The following is a 17,607-nucleotide window of genomic DNA, read 5'->3' as shown; positions in this document are numbered from 1 at the left end:
GTGTCGGTAAAGAGTGGTTCCTTCGACGGCCCGCTCTTCAATTCACAGGTGATGATCCTTGAGCGATATGGCAAAAAATCTGGTTCTTTGGCTAATCATAGCCGCTGTTCTGTTGATGGTGTTTCAGAATTTTTCTCCCACCACCAGCGGGCAGCAAGTCAATTATTCCCAATTCGTTGAAATGGTTCAGCAGGGCCAAGTCAACAGAGTCACCATTGATGGTCTGGAAATTCAGGGCACCCGTGGCGATGGATCCCAGTTTGAGACGATTCGCCCTCAGGTGGCGGATAACAAGCTGATGGACGATCTGCTTGCAAATCAGGTTGAAGTGATCGGCAAACAGCCCGAACGCCAGAGCCTGTGGACGCAGCTTTTAGTCGCGGCATTCCCGATACTGATTATTATTGCGCTGTTTGTGTTCTTCATGCGCCAGATGCAAGGCGGCGGAGGCGGCAAAGGCCCCATGTCGTTTGGTAAAAGTAAAGCGCGCTTGATGAGCGAAGATCAGATCAAGACCACGTTCGCAGACGTGGCTGGTGTGGATGAAGCCAAGGAAGACGTAAAAGAGCTGGTGGACTTCCTTCGGGATCCCAGCAAATTTCAGCGTCTAGGTGGCAGCATCCCTAAAGGTGTTTTGATGGTCGGGCAGCCGGGTACCGGTAAAACCCTTCTTGCCAAGGCAATCGCGGGCGAGGCTAAAGTTCCTTTTTTCTCGATTTCCGGTTCCGACTTCGTCGAAATGTTTGTAGGTGTTGGCGCATCCCGGGTGCGGGATATGTTCGAGCAAGCCAAGAAGCAGAGCCCCTGCATCATCTTTATTGATGAAATCGACGCCGTCGGTCGTCACCGTGGCGCTGGTATGGGTGGAGGCCACGACGAGCGTGAGCAAACCCTAAACCAGCTTCTTGTCGAAATGGACGGCTTTGAGGGCAACGAGGGCGTTATCGTTATCGCCGCTACTAACCGTCCAGATGTTCTGGACCCTGCGCTTCTGCGTCCAGGTCGTTTCGACCGTCAGGTGGTTGTCGGTTTGCCAGATATTATTGGTCGTGAACAGATTCTCAAGGTTCACATGAAAAAAGTGCCATTAGATGAGAACGTTGAGCCCGCATTCATCGCGCGCGGTACTCCCGGCTTCTCCGGTGCTGACCTTGCCAACCTAGTTAACGAGGCTGCGCTTTTTGCTGCTCGCAGAAACCAGCGTTTGGTCTCCATGGAAGAGTTTGAGCTCGCGAAAGATAAAATCATGATGGGCGCCGAGCGCAAGTCCATGGTGATGAGCGAAAAGGAAAAGCTGAATACGGCCTACCACGAAGCCGGGCACGCTATTGTCGGCCGCCTGATGCCGGAGCACGACCCGGTATACAAGGTGAGTATTATTCCTCGAGGTCGCGCTTTGGGTGTCACTATGTTCCTCCCGGAAGAGGATAAGTACAGCCATAGCAAGCGCTTCCTGATTAGTTCTATCTGCAGTTTGTTTGGCGGGCGTATCGCTGAAGAATTGACCCTAGGCTTCGACGGGGTCACCACCGGTGCGTCTAATGACATCGAGCGGGCTACGAGTCTGGCGCGTAACATGGTTACTCGCTGGGGGTTGTCAGAGAAGCTCGGGCCTCTGCAGTACGACACAGATAGCGAAGAGCCGTTCCTTGGCCGCTCTGCTGGGCAGTCACAGACGGTCTACTCTCCGGAGACCGCGCAGCGGATTGATGAAGAAGTGCGTAACATCATTGATACATGTTACGAGAAGGCGACTCAGATCCTGGTTGATAACCGTGAAAAGCTCGACGCCATGGCTCAGGCTTTGATGAAGTACGAAACCATCGACCGTCACCAGATTGATGACATCATGGAAGGTCGTACTCCTCGCCCGCCGAAGGGTTGGGACGATCGGGGCTCGGCAGGTGGCGTCAAAGCTGACGATGCGGGCAAGGCTCCAGAGGCCAAGCCTGCTGATGACAGTCAGAGGCCAGATGTCGGTCGCCCGGCTGGAGAGCACTGAGGCTCAGGGTTACATCAAGCTTGAGATTACTTACGCCGCCCTGTTGAAGGGCGGCGTTTGTTTTTTACGGCAACTGTTTATCGGTTCTGGAACCTATTCTTAAAAGGTTTTCTATGGAAATAGATTTCGCCGGGCGAGTTCTGGATATGTCCCGCTGCCATGTGATGGGCGTACTCAATGTAACGCCAGATTCTTTCTCTGACGGTGGTCGGTTCAGCCAGCTGGATGTGGCCTTGGCAAGGGCGCGACAAATGGCGTCTGATGGTGCCGCGTTTATTGACGTAGGAGGCGAGTCTACTAGGCCCGGTGCTGCTAGCGTATCGGTTCAAGAAGAGCTTGATCGAGTTTGCCCAGTGGTTGAAGCTATTTCACGGGACTTAGATGTTATCGTTTCGGTGGATACCAGCACTCCCGAGGTGATGTCTCAGGCAACAAAGCTTGGAGCTGGGCTGATTAATGATGTGCGTGCACTGCAGAGAGAGGGAGCTTTAACCGCGGCAGCTAAGGCCCGCGTACCGGTTTGTGTTATGCATATACAGGGTGAGCCGGAAACCATGCAGGAGCGCCCCGAATACCGTAACGTGCTACGGGAGGTAGGGGATTTTTTGGCCCAACGTGTTAGGGCTGCTGCACAAGCTGGTATTGCGGCAAATAATATAATATTGGACCCGGGTTTCGGTTTTGGGAAAAACCTAGAGCATAATCTTCGTTTATTGGCTGCGCTGGAGCGGCTTCAGGCTTTGGGACATCCGGTGCTGGTGGGTATGTCCAGAAAATCCATGCTAGGGCAGATCACCGGCCGTGAAGTTGACGAAAGGTTGTCAGCCAGTATCGCGGCCGCGACAATATCGGCAATGAAGGGTGCGAGTATAATCCGCGTGCATGATGTCAGGGAAACCATAGATGCCGTCAAGGTTGCGACGGCCGTGAAGGGGGTAGTTTGATGTCCGGAAGAAGGTATTTTGGTACCGATGGCATACGTGGAAAGGTCGGTGAGCATCCGATTACACCTGAGTTTATGTTGCATCTGGGTTGGGCTGCCGGGCAAGCGTTCAAGAGAGCGGGTCAGCGCAACAGCGTGTTAATCGGCAAGGACACCAGGTTGTCCGGCTATATGTTCGAGTCAGCTTTGGAGGCCGGATTGTCAGCTGCAGGGGTGGATGTAAAATTATTAGGCCCCATGCCGACGCCCGCCATTGCCTATTTAACCCGTACTTTCCGCGCGTCGGCGGGTATCGTTATTAGTGCCTCCCATAACCCCCATCATGATAACGGCATCAAATTTTTCTCCGCGGACGGCACCAAGCTCGACGATGCTTTGGAAACTGAAATCGAACGTTGGCTGGATAAGCCGATTGAGGTTTGCGAGCCCGGCGAGTTAGGTAAAGCGTCGCGAATAGAAGATGCGCCGGGGCGTTATGTGGAGTTCTGCAAAAGCACCGTGCCTAACGAGTTCACACTGGATAACTTGAAGATAGTGCTGGACTGCGCTCATGGGGCTACTTATCACGTTGCGCCAAAAGTATTTCGTGAACTGGGTGCGAGGGTTTCTGTTATTGGTGCGGAGCCAGACGGGCTCAACATCAATTTGGATGTAGGCTCCACCCACCTTGATGCGCTGAAACGGGCTGTTATTGATAAAGGCGCAGACTTGGGTATCGCCTTCGACGGTGATGGCGACCGGGTGCTTATGGTTGATCGCGATGGCTCTGAGGTTGACGGTGATGAGCTGCTTTATGTGATTGCTTCTCAGAGGTTTGCAGAGGATCGCCTGAAAGGCGGTGTGGTCGGCACGCTGATGACCAATCTGGGTGTGGAGTTGGCGTTGACGGAGATGGGTATTTCTTTCGAGCGCGCCAATGTTGGTGACCGGTATGTGATGGAACGCCTGATTGCCAACAACTGGGTGCTCGGTGGCGAAGGCTCGGGACACATGGTCATACGTGATTGCACGAGCACCGGTGATGGTATTATCTCAGCGCTTCAGGTGCTTTTGGCTATTGGTAAGTCAGGAAGGACGTTGGCTGAGCTGCGTCGAGAGATGAGCAAGTTACCTCAAACAATGATTAATGTTCGGGTTGCAGCTCGCTTTGACCCGTTCAGTCGCGATGATATCGTAGCTGCGGTACAGAGGGCCGAAGAGGAGCTTGGAGGTTCGGGTAGAATTCTGCTGCGAGCGTCTGGAACTGAGCCTTTGATCCGCGTAATGGCGGAAGGTCAAAATGCCGACGAAATAAGTCGTGTTGTGAAAAAGCTGGCCGCGGTGGTGGAAAATTCAACGCCCTGATTTTGTTGATTTCAAGCTGTTGTCTGTTCTGAGGGACTGCTGTATAGTGCGCCCTCCCTAACATTCGGGAAGTGTTATGCGTCGCAAGATTGTAGCCGGAAACTGGAAGATGAACGGGTCGAAAGGCCTTTCGGAAAAGCTGGTGGGTTATGTTCAGGCAGAGGCTGGCTCTCTTGATAATGGCGTGGAGGTTGTTATTATTCCACCCGCAATCTATATCAGGGACGTACTGGATCAGGCCGATGGCGCTATTTCAGTTGGTGTTCAGAATGTAGGGCAGTGGCAGTCTGGGGCATATACGGGCGAAATTTCCTCGGAGATGGCCAAAGACTCAGGCTGCAAATACGTACTTGTTGGCCACTCAGAGCGCAGGCAGATTTTCGGGGAAACCGATGAGTTGGTTGCCGAAAAAGTGGCGCTGATAGTTGCTAGTGGTTTAGCAGCCATAGTGTGTGTAGGCGAGACTCTCGAAGAGCGCGAGTCGGGTTTGGCTGAATCGGTAGTCGCGAGTCAGGTACGGCTGGGTTTGTCTGCTGTGTCAGGTGAGTGGAAGAGCATCGTGGTAGCCTACGAGCCTGTTTGGGCAATTGGTACCGGTAAAACGGCTACCGCCGAAGACGCTCAGGCCATGCACGCCTCAATACGTTCTGTATTGAAAGGCATGGGTGCGCCAGCCGAAGAGATTTCTCTACTTTACGGCGGCAGCGTAAAAGCGGATAATGCAGCGGCTCTTTTTTCAGAGCCGGATATAGACGGCGGTTTAATCGGCGGTGCATCGCTGGTCGCAGAAGAATTTATCAGTATTTGCCGTTATTTTCCGGCAAGTTCTTAAAGCTAAAGGCTCGCGAGAATTGATATGGATTGGATGGAGACACTAGTAGTCGTTGTGCACGTGGTAATCGCGGTGGCACTGGTGGGTCTGGTGTTAATCCAGCAGGGTAAGGGTGCGGATGCGGGAGCGGCCTTTGGTGGCGGTGCTTCGCAAACTGTATTCGGCAGTCAGGGTAGTGGGAGTTTTTTGACTCGCGTTACTACCATGCTTGCAATTGTATTTTTTGTAACAAGTTTTTCGCTGGCAGTGTTTGCCAAGCAGCGCGCAGAAGTAGCAGGTGAGGCGGGGATTCCAACCGTTCAGGAGTCTAGTCAGGTGCCTGTAGAGAGTGCTGTTGAAGGTGGCGCTGGTGAAGGCGAAGTCGAGAGCGGGGAGTCTGGACTCCCTGAGCTCGAGTGAGGTGTTGCCCAAGTGGTGGAACTGGTAGACACGCTATCTTGAGGGGGTAGTGGCGAAAGCCGTGCCGGTTCGAGTCCGGCCTTGGGCACCAATTAGTAAGAAAAACGGCTTGGTTTATCCAGGCCGTTTTTTTGAGCAGTCCTTGACCAGTTCGCTCGGCGTCTCTATACTCCGGCGAATATTGGAGTCCGGCATCTTTTGTTGTCGGGTTTCTGGCAGGCCAGGTGTCTGTCAGCAGGAAGCGGTTTACCGGTTTGCTTCCTGCGAGTTCTTGCAACAAAAGGCCCCAGTTATCGGGGCTTTTTGATTAAGGGGCCTGGCGCAACGGGCCCTGGTGCGTTAAAAGGGCTGGCTAACAGCCCTTTTTTTGTTTTTGGGGCCGGTAAATTACATAACGGAGACCGCCTAACTTGTCAGGCAAGCTTAAACAACTGGAAGACATACTTCGCCCTGTGGTGGAAGGTTTGGGTTACGAGTTCTGGGGTATTGAGTATCGCTCGAAGGGCTACCAATCCATGCTGCGGGTCTTTATAGACGATGCCGAGAAGGGTATAGGCATCGACGATTGCGAAAAAGTCAGCCGCCAAATCAGTGGTGTAATGGATGTGGAAGATCCCATCCAAACAGAATATACGCTTGAAGTTTCGTCCCCTGGAATGGATAGGCCGCTATTCCGGCTTGAGCAATATCAGGCGTTTGTGGGGCATCAAGTGCAAATTCGCTTGCGTATGGCGTTTGAAGGCCGCCGCAAGTTTCAGGGGCTAATTAAGGGTGTGGAGGGAGATGATGTAGTCGTGGTTGTTGATGATCACGAGTATCTACTACCTTTTGACAGCATAGAAAAAGCCCAAATCATTCCGGTATTCGAGTGAGCTATTTGAACAACTCAGTAGATGCACAGTTTATTTTCAGGGCAGGGCAATCCAATGAGTAAAGAGATCTTGCTGGTGGTTGAAGCCGTCTCGAACGAAAAAGGCGTCGAGAAGGATGTTATTTTCGAGGCAATCGAGTTGGCCCTCGCCACCGCTGCGAAAAAACGTTACGAAGACGAAGAGTCGGATGTGCGCGTGTCCATTGACCGTCGCACCGGTGAGTATGAAACCTTCCGCCGTTGGCTGGTGGTCGACAATGATGCGGTGCCAGCACTAGGTACCGAGCTCACATTACAGGAAGCCGAAGAAATCGACCCTGCATTGAAGCCTGGTGATACCTATGAGGAGAAGGCGGAATCTGTTGCCTTCGGCCGCATCGGAGCCCAAGCTGCAAAGCAGATCATTTTCCAAAAGGTTCGTGAGGCTGAGCGCAGTAAAATCGTTGACAGCTATCGCGACCGTGTGGGTGAACTGGTTTCAGGTACCGTTAAGAAGGTCACACGCGATAACGTTATCGTTGATCTTGGTGCCAACGCTGAAGCTCTGCTGCCTAGAGAGCACCTGATTCCGCGGGAAACTTTCCGTATGGGCGACAGGGTTCGTTCTTTGCTGTTGGAGATCCGCACAGACCACCGTGGCCCGCAACTCATCCTGAGCCGCTCTGCGCCGCAAATGTTGGTAGAACTGTTCCGTATTGAAGTTCCGGAAATTGCCGAAGAGTTGATCGAGATCCGAGGCGCTGCCCGGGATCCAGGTTCCCGCGCTAAAATCGCGGTTAAAACCAACGACCGTCGCATTGACCCGGTTGGTGCCTGTGTAGGCATGCGAGGGTCTCGTGTTCAGGCTGTTTCCAATGAATTGGGCGGCGAACGCGTCGATATAGTGCTTTGGGATGACAACCCTGCGCAGCTGGTTATTAACGCTATGGCGCCAGCAGAAGTTGCCTCGATCGTGATGGACGAAGACCGCCACACAATGGAAGTTGCTGTTGCCGAAGACAATTTGGCACAGGCCATTGGCCGAAATGGGCAAAACGTTCGTTTGGCTACAGATTTGACGGGCTGGACTCTTAACGTAATGACGGAAGAGGAGGCCGGTGAGCGTCAGGAACAAGAGTACAATACGCTGGTTGAGCACTTTACCGCCCACCTTGATGTGGACGAAGAGTTTGCTGGCGTGATGATTGACGAAGGCTTTACCTCCATTGAAGAGGTTGCCTACGTACCTATGGAAGAGATGCTGGCGATTGACGGTTTCGACGAAGACACAGTCACAGAACTACGTCGTCGCGCTAAGGATGCCCTGCTAAATAAGGCCCTGGCTAGCGAGGAGGCCCTTGATGGCGCAGAGCCTGCAGAGGATCTTCTAGGTATGGACGAGATGGATCGTGGTCTGGCGTTTAAGCTCGCCGGCATGGGTGTACGTACCATGGAAGATCTGGCGGAGCAGTCGGTTGACGATTTGCTCGAAATCGAAGGTATGGATGAAGAGCGTGCAGGAAAGCTGATTATGATCGCACGCGCCCCCTGGTTTGAAGACCAGGCTTAATTCGGGAGGAGACCAGTATGGCTGAAGTAACGGTAAAACAACTGGCCGATGATGTAGGCGCTCCCGTGGATCGTTTACTGAAGCAGATCGTGGAGGCAGGCCTGAAAGCCCGCTCTGAAAACGACGCTGTTTCCAGTGATGAGAAGCAGCAGTTGCTGGCTTATCTGAGAAAGACCCACGGTGAAGCAGGCGCTGAGCCGAACAAGATTACGCTTAAGCGCAAAACCACAACTACGCTCAAGGCGGGTAAAGCCAAGACCGTGAACGTGGAGGTGCGTAAGCGCCGCACTTATGTTAAGCGTGCGGAATTGCAGCCGGAGCCGGAAGCGGCAACGCCGGCAGCTGAAGAGTTGCCGGAAGAGCAGAAGTTGGAGCAACCGCAGGCTGAGCAGGTTGAGAATGTAACAGCTCCGCAGGCAGAGGCAGAGGCTCCTGCTGAAGTATCTAAAGAAGAGGCGCCTGTTGTTGAAGAGCAGGCACCTGCTGCCAAGGCTGAGCCTGAAAAAGCGGCAGAACCAGAACCTGTAATTGCTCCGGAAGATATGCCTATGCCGCCGCCAGAGGGTGAAGGCAAGGACCGCAAGCCCAAGAAGAAGAAAGACAAAGTCCGTGAGCGTGGTGACGAAACCGAAGAAGGTAAGCCGAAAAAGAAACAGGCTGGCCATCGCGGACCACGTAATCGCCCTGCAGACGCTCCAGTGGTAATCTCGGATGACGATGATGACACCACATTGCGCAAGCCGTTGCGGGCCAAAAAGAAACCCAAAGAGAAGCGTCATGGCTTCGAGAGGCCGACCAAACCAATGGTCAGAGAAGTAGAAGTTCCTGAAGTTATTACCGTAGGCGATCTTGCCCAACGTATGGCCGTTAAATCCGGTGATGTTATCAAGGTGTTGATGGGCATGGGCGTGATGGCCACCATTAATCAGCCTCTGGACCAAGAGACATCAACACTGGTTGTTGAGGAATTGGGCCATAAAGCTAAGCCTATTAGTGATGACGCGTTTGAGCATGACGTGCTCAGCGAATTCAAAGTGGAAGGCAAGGAAAAGGCCAAGCGTGCTCCGGTTGTGAGTGTGATGGGCCACGTTGACCACGGTAAAACGTCACTGTTGGACTACATTCGCCGTACAAAAGTTGCTTCCGGCGAGTCTGGTGGTATTACCCAGCATATTGGTGCCTACCATGTAGAAACCGATCAGGGCATGATTTCTTTCTTGGATACACCGGGCCACGCGGCGTTCACCGCAATGCGTGCTCGTGGTGCCCAATGCACCGATATCGTTATTCTGGTTGTTGCATCCGACGACGGTGTGATGCCACAAACCAAAGAAGCCGTGCAACACGCCCGCTCTGCAGGTGTTCCTATCGTGGTGGCAATCACCAAGATGGATAAGGAGCAGGCCGATCCGGACCGCGTGAAGAACGAATTGGCAGCGATCGAAGTTATTCCGGAAGATTGGGGTGGCGACGTTCAGTTTGTGCCCATTTCTGCGCACTCTGGTGAAGGCGTTGATACATTGCTTGAAGCGGTTCTGCTGCAAGCCGAGATCCTTGAGCTTCAGGCCTCGCCTGATGCACCGGCCAACGGCGTTGTGGTTGAGTCCAGTCTCGAGCGTGGCCGTGGCTCTGTTGCCACTGTTCTGGTTCAGAACGGTACTCTGCGTCAGGGTGATATGGTTGTTGCAGGCTCCTTCTTCGGTAAAGTTCGTGCAATGACCGATGAGGCTGGCAAACAAGTTAAAGAAGCAGGCCCGTCTATTCCGGTCGAGATTCTTGGCTTGAATGGAACGCCAAACGCTGGTGACGAGTTCTTTGCAGTAGCTGATGAGCGTAAGGCCAAAGAACTTGCAGAATTCCGACACATTCGTGAGCGTGAACAGCGTTTGCAGCGTGCACAAGCAGCTAAGCTTGAGAACCTGTTTGAGAATATGGGCAAAGATGAGGTTAAAACCCTCAATGTTGTTCTGAAAACCGACGTTCGTGGCTCTCTGGAAGCAATAACCAAGTCGCTGCAAGATCTGGGTAACGACGAAGTTCAGGTGAAAATCGTCTCGTCCGGCGTTGGTGGTATTGCCGAGACAGATGTGAGCCTTGCAATGGCAACCAGCGCTGTTATTTTCGGCTTCAACGTGCGTGCCGATACAGCATCCAAACGTCTTGTTGAGCAAGAAGGCCTCGACCTACGCTACTACAGCATCATCTATAACCTGCTTGATGATGTGAAAGGCGCCCTGACAGGCATGTTGGCACCGGAATTCCGCGAAGACATAGTTGGTATTGCCGATGTTCGCGACGTATTCCGCTCACCGAAGTTTGGTCAGGTTGCTGGCTGTATGGTGACTGAAGGTAACGTATACCGGAACAAGCCGATTCGTGTACTGCGCGACAACGTGGTTATTTTTGAAGGCGAGCTGGAATCACTGCGTCGCTTTAAGGATGACGTACCCGAAGTTCGCAACGGTATGGAGTGTGGTATCGGTGTTAAAGGCTACGACGTGAAGGTCGGTGACCAGATCGAAGTCTTCGATCGGATTAGAGTCGAGCGTAAACTCGAATCTACGGGGGCCTAATGCCTAGAGAGTTCAGTCGTATTGATCGCATTGGCGATCAGATGCAGCGTGAGCTTGCCCAGCTGATTCAGCGTGAGGTCAAGGATCCGCGTCTAGGCATGGTAACGGTGAACGCAGTCAAGGTTAGTCGTGACCTTGGCTACGCCGATATCTATGTCTCTCTGTTGACCACTGAGGAGCTCACTGCTGATTCTCCCGAAGTAAAAGATTCGATTTCGGTATTGAATCGAGCGGCCGGGTTCCTTCGCGGTCAAGTGGGAAGGGCAATGAAGCTACGGGTTATACCTCAGCTTCGCTTCCACTTTGATGCGCTTCAAGGCTACAGCCGTAGAATGGACAGTTTGATCCGTGAAGCGGTTGGTGATAAGCCGGCCGTCGAACGGAGCGGCGATAGCCCGAATGATGATGGAAATGATCCGGAGTCAAACGCTTGAGCCGCAGACGCAAAGGCCGTGATGTTAATGGCATTCTGGTCATCGATAAGCCGTTGGGTATAACCTCCAACGGCATTTTGCAGGAGGTCAAGCGCCTCTATGGCGCAGCGAAGGCTGGTCATACCGGTGCTCTCGACCCCCTAGCAACCGGAGTGCTTCCCTTGTGTTTCGGCGAAGCCACAAAATTCTCCCAAATGATGCTGGATAGCGATAAGGCCTACATTGCCACTGCACGACTCGGTGAGCGCACCGAAACCGGTGACAGTGAGGGAGCTATAGTCGCCACTAAACCAGTGCCAAACGACCTTACACCGGAAGTGCTTGAGCCAGTGCTTGAACAGTTCCGTGGCAATATCCAACAAGTCCCCTCTATGTACTCCGCGCTTAAGCACAACGGACGACCGCTTTATGAATATGCGCGTGAAGGCATAGAAGTTGAGCGGCCTGCGCGCCCGGTAACCATCTACGAGCTTCAGCTTCTGGATATACGTGAAAATGAGCTGGATATCGCCGTAAAGTGCACCAAAGGTACGTACATTCGCTCACTCGTTGAGGATATCGGCGAGGTGCTTGGGTGTGGTGCTCATGTGGTTGAGCTTCGACGCACACTGGCTGCCGGGTTCACTTTGGCGGATGTGCATGCAGTGCCTGATCTAGAGGCAATGCGCGAGCGCGGTGAAAGTCTCGATGGCCTTTTAGTGGCACCCGATGCGGCGCTTTCCATGTTCCCTGAGCACCGCTTATCGGGCCAACCTCTGGTGTCGATATTGAACGGACAACCGGTTAGAATACCGGGCCGAGCATATGATGGCTTCGTTCGAGTTTATGGCAACGAAGGCTTTGTAGGTTTGGCAGAAGCATTGCCAGAAGGCGAGGAAACCAAATTGGTTCCCCGTCGATTGGTGAGTGACAGCGGTAAGCGTTAGGCAAGCCGCTGTCTAGCCGGGCTGTAGAGATGCGCGGTTCGGCCGGATTTGACAGCATCGCAAACATTGAGGTGAGTTATGGCATTGTCTGCCAATGAAAAAGCACAGATCGTTAAGGACTACCAGCAAGCTGAAGGTGATACCGGCTCCCCGGAAGTGCAAGTTGCACTACTGAGTGCCAACATCAACAAGCTGCAGGATCACTTCAAGGCCAACAAGCAGGATCACCATTCCCGCCGTGGTCTTATTCGGATGGTAAACCAGCGTCGTAAGCTGCTGGACTACCTTCGTAAGAAGAATGGCGATCGTTATCTAGAGCTGATCAAGCGTCTGGGTCTGCGTCGCTAAATCTGGTCTTACGACCTGAGGGCTACACCGGTTATTTCGGCTGTAGCCAACAGCCGGTGGGTTCCTTACGGGGCCTGCCGGTTGTGCTTTTCATAACTACCATGAATACGTTAGTGAATCTGAGCTTTTCTGTCGTATTGGAAAGCTGAAATTGATAGCAGGTTGTTGAAAGCCCGGGCGTTACGCATTAGCAGCGTATCGATTATCTGGCCGGGGTTTTACAACAGCCTGTTAGCTTTCAGGCAGAGTGTCTTCAGAATCACGTTACAATCATTCTGAACAGATAACGCAGGAGTTCGTTGTGGATCTGCAACCGCGTAAAAAATCATTTGAGCTGGGCGGCGAAACCGTCACTCTGGAAACGGGTCGTATTGCCCGTCAGGCTACGGGTTCCGTTCTTGTCACTATTGGTGATATTTCGGTTCTAGGCACCGTTGTTGGTGCCAAAGAAGCCAAGCCGGGTCAGCCGTTTTTCCCGCTGACCGTTAACTATTTCGAAAAAACCTATGCCGTGGGAAAAATCCCCGGCGGTTTCTTCAAGCGTGAAGGTCGTCCTTCCGAGAAAGAAACCCTGACATCCCGTTTGATCGACCGTCCGATTCGTCCGCTCTTCCCGAATGGCTACATGAACGAGACGCAGGTTATCTGTACGGTTATGTCTTCAAGCAAGCAGCAGGATCCGGATATCGCCGCTATGCTGGCTGCTTCAGCCGCTTTGTCAATTTCCGGAATTCCTTTCGCTGGCCCAATCGGCGCGAGCCGGGTTGGCTACACCAACGAAAGAGGCTACTTCCTTAACCCGAGCTTTGAAGATCTGGAAACCTCCTTGTTAGATATGGTGGTCGCCGGTACCGAAGACGCGGTTCTGATGGTTGAATCCGAAGCTAAAGGCCTGAGCGAAGATCAGATGCTCGGTGGCGTTCTGTACGCGCATCAGGAAATGCAGGCTGCTGTAACAGCTATCAAAGAGTTTGCTGCCGAGCATGGCAAGCCCCGTTGGGACTGGCAGCCAGCTGCTGAAAACACCGAGTTGCTGGATGCGATCAAGGCGGAGTTTGCTGGCGCCATTGGTGAGGCCTATGGCATTCACGACAAGATGGCTCGTTATGAGCGCCTTGGTGAAATCAAAACTGCGGCCGTTGAAAAGCTTGCAGGCGAAGAGGAAGGTCAGCCTTCTGCAGACGATGTTAAAAAGTACTTCGGCAAAGTTGAAAAGACCGTTGTTCGCCAGCAGGTAATCGAAGGCAAGCCGCGTATCGATGGCCGTGATAACAAAACGGTTCGTCCGATTGAGATCGAAGTGGGTATTCTGCCAAGTGTGCATGGTTCTGCACTGTTTACCCGTGGTGAAACTCAGGCGATTGTTACCACTACACTGGGTACCTCCCGCGACGTGCAGACGATTGATGCACTGGAAGGCGAGCGCAAGGATCCGTTCCTGTTCCACTACAACTTCCCTCCGTACTCCGTAGGTGAGGCTGGTCGTGTTGGTACGCCGGGTCGTCGTGAAGTGGGCCATGGTCGTTTGGCTAAGCGCGGTGTAATGGCCGTTATGCCGACTATGGAAGAGTTCCCGTATGCTATTCGTGCAGTGTCCGAGATTACTGAATCTAACGGCTCCAGCTCTATGGCGTCTGTTTGTGGTTCAAGTCTGGCGCTGATGGATGCGGGTGTTCCCTTGAAGGCTCCAGTAGCTGGTATTGCCATGGGTCTGGTTAAGGAAGGCGACAAGTTTGCCATCTTGACTGACATTCTGGGTGACGAGGATCATCTGGGCGACATGGACTTCAAGGTTGCTGGTACTAAAGACGGTATTACTGCTCTGCAGATGGACATCAAGATTCAGGGTATTACTGATGAAATCATGGAGCTTGCGCTTGAGCAGGCTCACGGTGCTCGTCAGCACATTCTGGTTGAGATGAACAAGGTTATTTCTGAGTCGCGCACCGAGCTGTCTCCGCGCGCTCCGAGCATTACTGCGATCAAGATCAATCCTGAGAAAATCCGTGACGTGATCGGCAAGGGCGGTTCTATGATCCGTTCTATCTGTGAAGAGACTGGCGCTTCTATTGATCTGGATGACGACGGTAACGTTAAGATCTATGCAGATAATCAGGAAGCGGCCCAAGCGGCGGTTAACCGGGTTAAGGAGATCACTGCTGAGATCGAGGTTAATGCTATCTACAAGGGGCGCGTTGAGCGCATTGTGGACTTTGGTGCTTTTGTTAACATTCTGCCTGGCAAGGATGGTCTGGTGCACATTTCCCAGATTTCTGATCGCCGGATCGAGAACGTGACTGACGAGTTGAGCGAAGGTCAGGAAGTTCTGGTTAAGGTTTTGGATGTGGACAATCGTGGCCGTGTGAAGCTGTCTATGAAGGAAGTTAAGGAAGGCGAGCAGCCGACTGACTTTTCTGATTAATAGTTAGCAGCTAGTAAAAACCCGCCTTTCTTCTGGATTGGCGGGTTTTTTCGTTTCTGGCTTTGGTGCTGGTACTCGTCGGGCAAGGCTTTTCAAAACACGCTACGAGCACATCCATGTGCGCTTGTTTCGGGCCATCCTTGGCCCTCTACAGTTTTGAAAAGCCTTGCCCGACGAATGCTCCTACATCTCAGTGGTTTGCAAGAAAAAGTGCCAGAAGTGATATCGAAACATGTCAGTGAGCATTTCAGCTCCCTTCCAAAAATTCCAGTACCGCATTTTTATAAGCCGGGATGATGAACGTCGCTGCGTGGCCTGTGTCTGTCTGCAGGAATTGCTTTGGTTCATCCGCGGCTTCGTAGAGGTCTTGGCCGTGGTGGAAGGGGATGATGCCGTCGCGAACGCTGTGGATGATCATAACTGGTACGGGGCTGACGTTGGCTATCTGGTCTACGCCTTCGTATTCGTTCGGGATGGTCCAGCTGAGGGGTATCTGAAACGGCCAAGTTAGCCAGAAGTTGGAGAGTTTTTCTCTGGCTATGCCACGAAAGCCGGAGAAGGTGCCGTCGAGGATGATGCCGGTGAGTTCCGGGGTTTCGTTGCGTTGTACCCATTCGCTGGCTAGGGTGAGGCCAAGGGCGCCGCCTAGGCTTTGGCCGAGAAGAAAGGTTGGTATGTTATGGGTGTCGGATCTGGTTGCGAGCCAGCGTAGGCCGATTTCGGAGTCGTGGAGGGCGCCTTCTATGTCGGGTGCGCCGGTGGACTTGCCGTAGCCCCGGTAGTCGATAGTGAAGACGTTGTAGCCCTCTGCGGGCAGCCAGGCGATGTTGAGGAGGTGGCTGCTGATGTTCTGGGCATTTCCATGTAGAAAGTAAACCGTGCCTTTGGGTTGGCCTCGGGCGGGCAGCCACCAGCCGTGGAGGATTTCTTCATCTGCGGTTTTCAGGAAGATGTTTTCATAGGTTAGGTTGAGGCGATCGGGGGTTATGTAGGTGTTCCTGTCCGGAAAGAAGAACAGGCTGCTGCAGCCGCTTTGCATTAGTGCTGCGGCTGAGAGTAGCAGGGCCAGTAAGGGTGTTTTTATACGGTTTGATTTTAGAAGTACGCGTGGAGTCCGGCTTGCCATGTGCTCTGGTACCTGTCGTAGTGTTCTTCGCGGGTAAATTCGGCGAATAGGCTGAATTCCCGGCCGATGTGCCAGTTGCCTTTGGCGTACACCTGATCCTGCCGATGTTGGCTGCTGACGATCCAGGCTTTGGTTTTAGCCCCAGCGGTCAGGCTGAAGTAATCGTTTTGGTGGAGTAAACCGATGTCTGCCCCAGGGGCGGCGTCGTAGCCGCGACGTAGGTCGTCGTCGATTTCCAAGTCGGCAGTGGCAATGGCGAAGGCTTGTGTTTGCTTACCTAAACTCCAGCTTCCGCCGGTTCCGCCTTCCAAGTAGGGCGTAAGAACCCGTTTATAGCCGGTATCGGTGCGTCGACCGCCAAAGCTAACTTGCCATGAGAGCGGTGAGAAAAATGCGTTTCGGGGGCTTAGGGAGCGAATCTCTACGCCGATGAGTTGTTCGAGTTGTAGTTCGTCGTTGTCGGTGTAATAGCGCGCATCCATACGCAAAAATTGCAATTGGGCGCCGCTTCGATACCCAGCGGGTGGGTCGAGAATGTCGTGATAAGCCGGTCGGAAGGTGAGCTGGGTAAACTCGCGATGAGCAAGTTGCCCAGCACTTAAGCTTATACGGAATGTATCATGACCCTGATCATCTCTAACCTCCGGTTCCGGCGGTTGTTCTAGTGGGTCTACACCGTCGATTTTGCTGCGTTCACGCAACAGGCTGTGGGAGAGTGGTGCAGCGAATTCTCTTGGCCAATTGTCTGCCTCGCTCTTGTAGCGCACGTAATCGTATGTGGCATCAAGCAAGTGGGCTCTTTCCTGTGAAGGTAAAGCAAGCACCTCGTTGCTGTTTGGCGCCACGTAGCCATTTGCGATGGCGGCAGCCAGGGTTTGATTGGGTGTTGGTAGCGCAGATAGGCTATGGGCTACATTCGTTGCTGCCGAAGGGCGATAGTGCACGTCAGCAACAAGATTTTTGTCGATTACCCAGCGTACGGTATCCGACGGTATGGCATGAGTGCTGACTTCGCCCAGTAGATCGGTGCCAGGGCGGGCAATGTCGATGAGTGCCAGCAGGCGGTAGGCGCAGTTTTCGTCAAAAAAATAGTAATCAAAATTGCGCTCCCGGATTTCCCAAGCGTGAGCCAGCATAAAGTCGACCTCTTGCTGGTTCAGGTTCAGTTTGTATTCCCAAAGATCTCGATGCTCGATGTCGGAATAGAGGCGGATTTTTTCGTAATAAGGCTGCACCGTTGTGATGCCAGGATAGCCGCCAAAGATGCCGCGGTAGGCGAACATTATTTCGCTATCATGGGCGGCTGCATCTGCTGCATAGGAAATCGTACTCGCGAGCAGTAAGTTGGTTTTCTCGTCTTCCTGTGGCGGGTCCAGCCTAAGGAAGGTATGCCCGAACATTGATGAGGGGCTGTTTAGGTAAGAAGCAGCAAATACTAGAGTAACGCTTTCTGTGTTTAGCGTGTTCTTCCATTCTTGATAATCCGGGCATTTAATAGCTTCTGCTGGTAAATCAAGGCGTTCACGAAGCAAAAGATCCCGTGCAGGAAAGCGACAACGGGCGTGGTCTGCGCCACCGCCGGGCTGTTGTATGGCCTTCAGCGTCGCTTCAAGTTCTGCCTTTGGGGAAGTTTTGCCATTCTCACTCAAAAAAAACTCTGAATCGTCGGCTTGGCTGGTGTGGCCGTCCCCGAACTTGTCAGGCTGATAGTGAATAAGCGTAAGCCAGGCCGGGTCCAGATGAAGTGGCTCGTCCATGGCTTGAGTTTGTGCCTGCAGAGGTAAACTGATGATGAGCCAAAGCATCATTGGCCCAATGCGAAGCGTGTTGCCCATGGG

Annotated in this window: 14 protein-coding genes and 1 tRNA gene; 13 read left to right on the top strand and 2 right to left on the bottom strand. The window is 53.0% G+C overall.

What is annotated here, in order from left to right; all coding sequences use genetic code 11:
- Positions 1-58 precede the first annotated feature (58 nt).
- The 13 genes from ftsH (at position 59) to pnp (ending at position 14,643) form a co-directional block, all read left to right on the top strand.
- The gene (gene ftsH / locus MWU62_RS05000; RefSeq protein WP_247113830.1) at positions 59-2,002 is read left to right on the top strand and encodes an ATP-dependent zinc metalloprotease FtsH; all 1,944 of its coding nucleotides are present in this window, start codon (positions 59-61) and stop codon (positions 2,000-2,002) included.
- Positions 2,003-2,115: 113 nt separating this feature from the next.
- Complete coding sequence (gene folP, locus MWU62_RS04995; protein ID WP_247113829.1) at positions 2,116-2,946, top strand: dihydropteroate synthase; 831 nt, start codon at positions 2,116-2,118, stop codon at positions 2,944-2,946.
- Positions 2,946-4,289, top strand: coding sequence for a phosphoglucosamine mutase (gene glmM / locus MWU62_RS04990; RefSeq protein WP_247113828.1), 1,344 nt, complete (start codon positions 2,946-2,948; stop codon positions 4,287-4,289). Before folP ends, glmM begins: the two co-directional genes overlap by 1 nt.
- Positions 4,290-4,365: 76 nt before the next feature.
- Positions 4,366-5,121, top strand: coding sequence for a triose-phosphate isomerase (gene tpiA, locus MWU62_RS04985; RefSeq protein WP_247113827.1), 756 nt, complete (start codon positions 4,366-4,368; stop codon positions 5,119-5,121).
- A 24-nt stretch (positions 5,122-5,145) separates the two neighbouring features.
- Positions 5,146-5,520 carry a preprotein translocase subunit SecG gene (gene secG, locus MWU62_RS04980; protein WP_247113826.1) on the top strand — a complete coding sequence of 125 codons (375 nt, stop codon included), beginning with the start codon at positions 5,146-5,148 and terminating at the stop codon, positions 5,518-5,520.
- A gap of 6 nt (positions 5,521-5,526) precedes the next feature.
- Positions 5,527-5,611 (top strand) — tRNA-Leu (locus MWU62_RS04975).
- 319 nt (positions 5,612-5,930) lie between these two features.
- Positions 5,931-6,392, top strand: a complete 462-nt coding sequence (rimP, locus tag MWU62_RS04970; protein WP_247113825.1) for a ribosome maturation factor RimP — start codon at positions 5,931-5,933, stop codon at positions 6,390-6,392.
- 54 nt (positions 6,393-6,446) lie between these two features.
- The gene (gene nusA / locus MWU62_RS04965) at positions 6,447-7,940 is read left to right on the top strand and encodes a transcription termination factor NusA (RefSeq protein ID WP_247113824.1); all 1,494 of its coding nucleotides are present in this window, start codon (positions 6,447-6,449) and stop codon (positions 7,938-7,940) included.
- A gap of 17 nt (positions 7,941-7,957) precedes the next feature.
- Positions 7,958-10,513 carry a translation initiation factor IF-2 gene (infB, locus tag MWU62_RS04960; protein ID WP_247113823.1) on the top strand — a complete coding sequence of 852 codons (2,556 nt, stop codon included), beginning with the start codon at positions 7,958-7,960 and terminating at the stop codon, positions 10,511-10,513.
- On the top strand, positions 10,513-10,947 hold the full coding sequence (gene rbfA, locus MWU62_RS04955) for a 30S ribosome-binding factor RbfA (RefSeq protein WP_247113822.1): 435 nt from the start codon (positions 10,513-10,515) through the stop codon (positions 10,945-10,947). The genes infB and rbfA overlap by 1 nt, the downstream gene beginning before the upstream one ends.
- Positions 10,944-11,873, top strand: a complete 930-nt coding sequence (gene truB, locus MWU62_RS04950; RefSeq protein ID WP_247113821.1) for a tRNA pseudouridine(55) synthase TruB — start codon at positions 10,944-10,946, stop codon at positions 11,871-11,873. The genes rbfA and truB overlap by 4 nt, the downstream gene beginning before the upstream one ends.
- 78 nt (positions 11,874-11,951) lie before the next feature.
- Positions 11,952-12,221: a 30S ribosomal protein S15 gene (gene rpsO / locus MWU62_RS04945; protein ID WP_200362048.1), complete on the top strand. Its 270-nt coding sequence runs from the start codon at positions 11,952-11,954 to the stop codon at positions 12,219-12,221.
- Positions 12,222-12,528: 307 nt separating this feature from the next.
- On the top strand, positions 12,529-14,643 hold the full coding sequence (gene pnp / locus MWU62_RS04940) for a polyribonucleotide nucleotidyltransferase (protein ID WP_227714139.1): 2,115 nt from the start codon (positions 12,529-12,531) through the stop codon (positions 14,641-14,643).
- A 247-nt stretch (positions 14,644-14,890) separates the two neighbouring features.
- On the opposite strand, the gene MWU62_RS04935 is transcribed toward pnp, so the two are convergent.
- Both MWU62_RS04935 and MWU62_RS04930 read right to left on the bottom strand, forming a co-directional pair.
- Complete coding sequence (locus MWU62_RS04935; RefSeq protein ID WP_247113820.1) at positions 14,891-15,769, bottom strand: alpha/beta hydrolase; 879 nt, start codon at positions 15,767-15,769, stop codon at positions 14,891-14,893.
- On the bottom strand, positions 15,739-17,604 hold the full coding sequence (locus MWU62_RS04930) for a DUF4105 domain-containing protein (protein WP_247113819.1): 1,866 nt from the start codon (positions 17,602-17,604) through the stop codon (positions 15,739-15,741). The genes MWU62_RS04935 and MWU62_RS04930 overlap by 31 nt, the downstream gene beginning before the upstream one ends.
- Between the last annotated feature and the right edge of the window lie 3 nt (positions 17,605-17,607).

Source organism: Marinobacter sp. S6332 (assembly GCF_023016045.1).
Classification (GTDB): Bacteria; Pseudomonadota; Gammaproteobacteria; order Pseudomonadales; family Oleiphilaceae; genus Marinobacter.
Note: the sequence above shows the minus strand (reverse complement) of the source record. Positions and strands in the feature narration are given on the sequence as shown.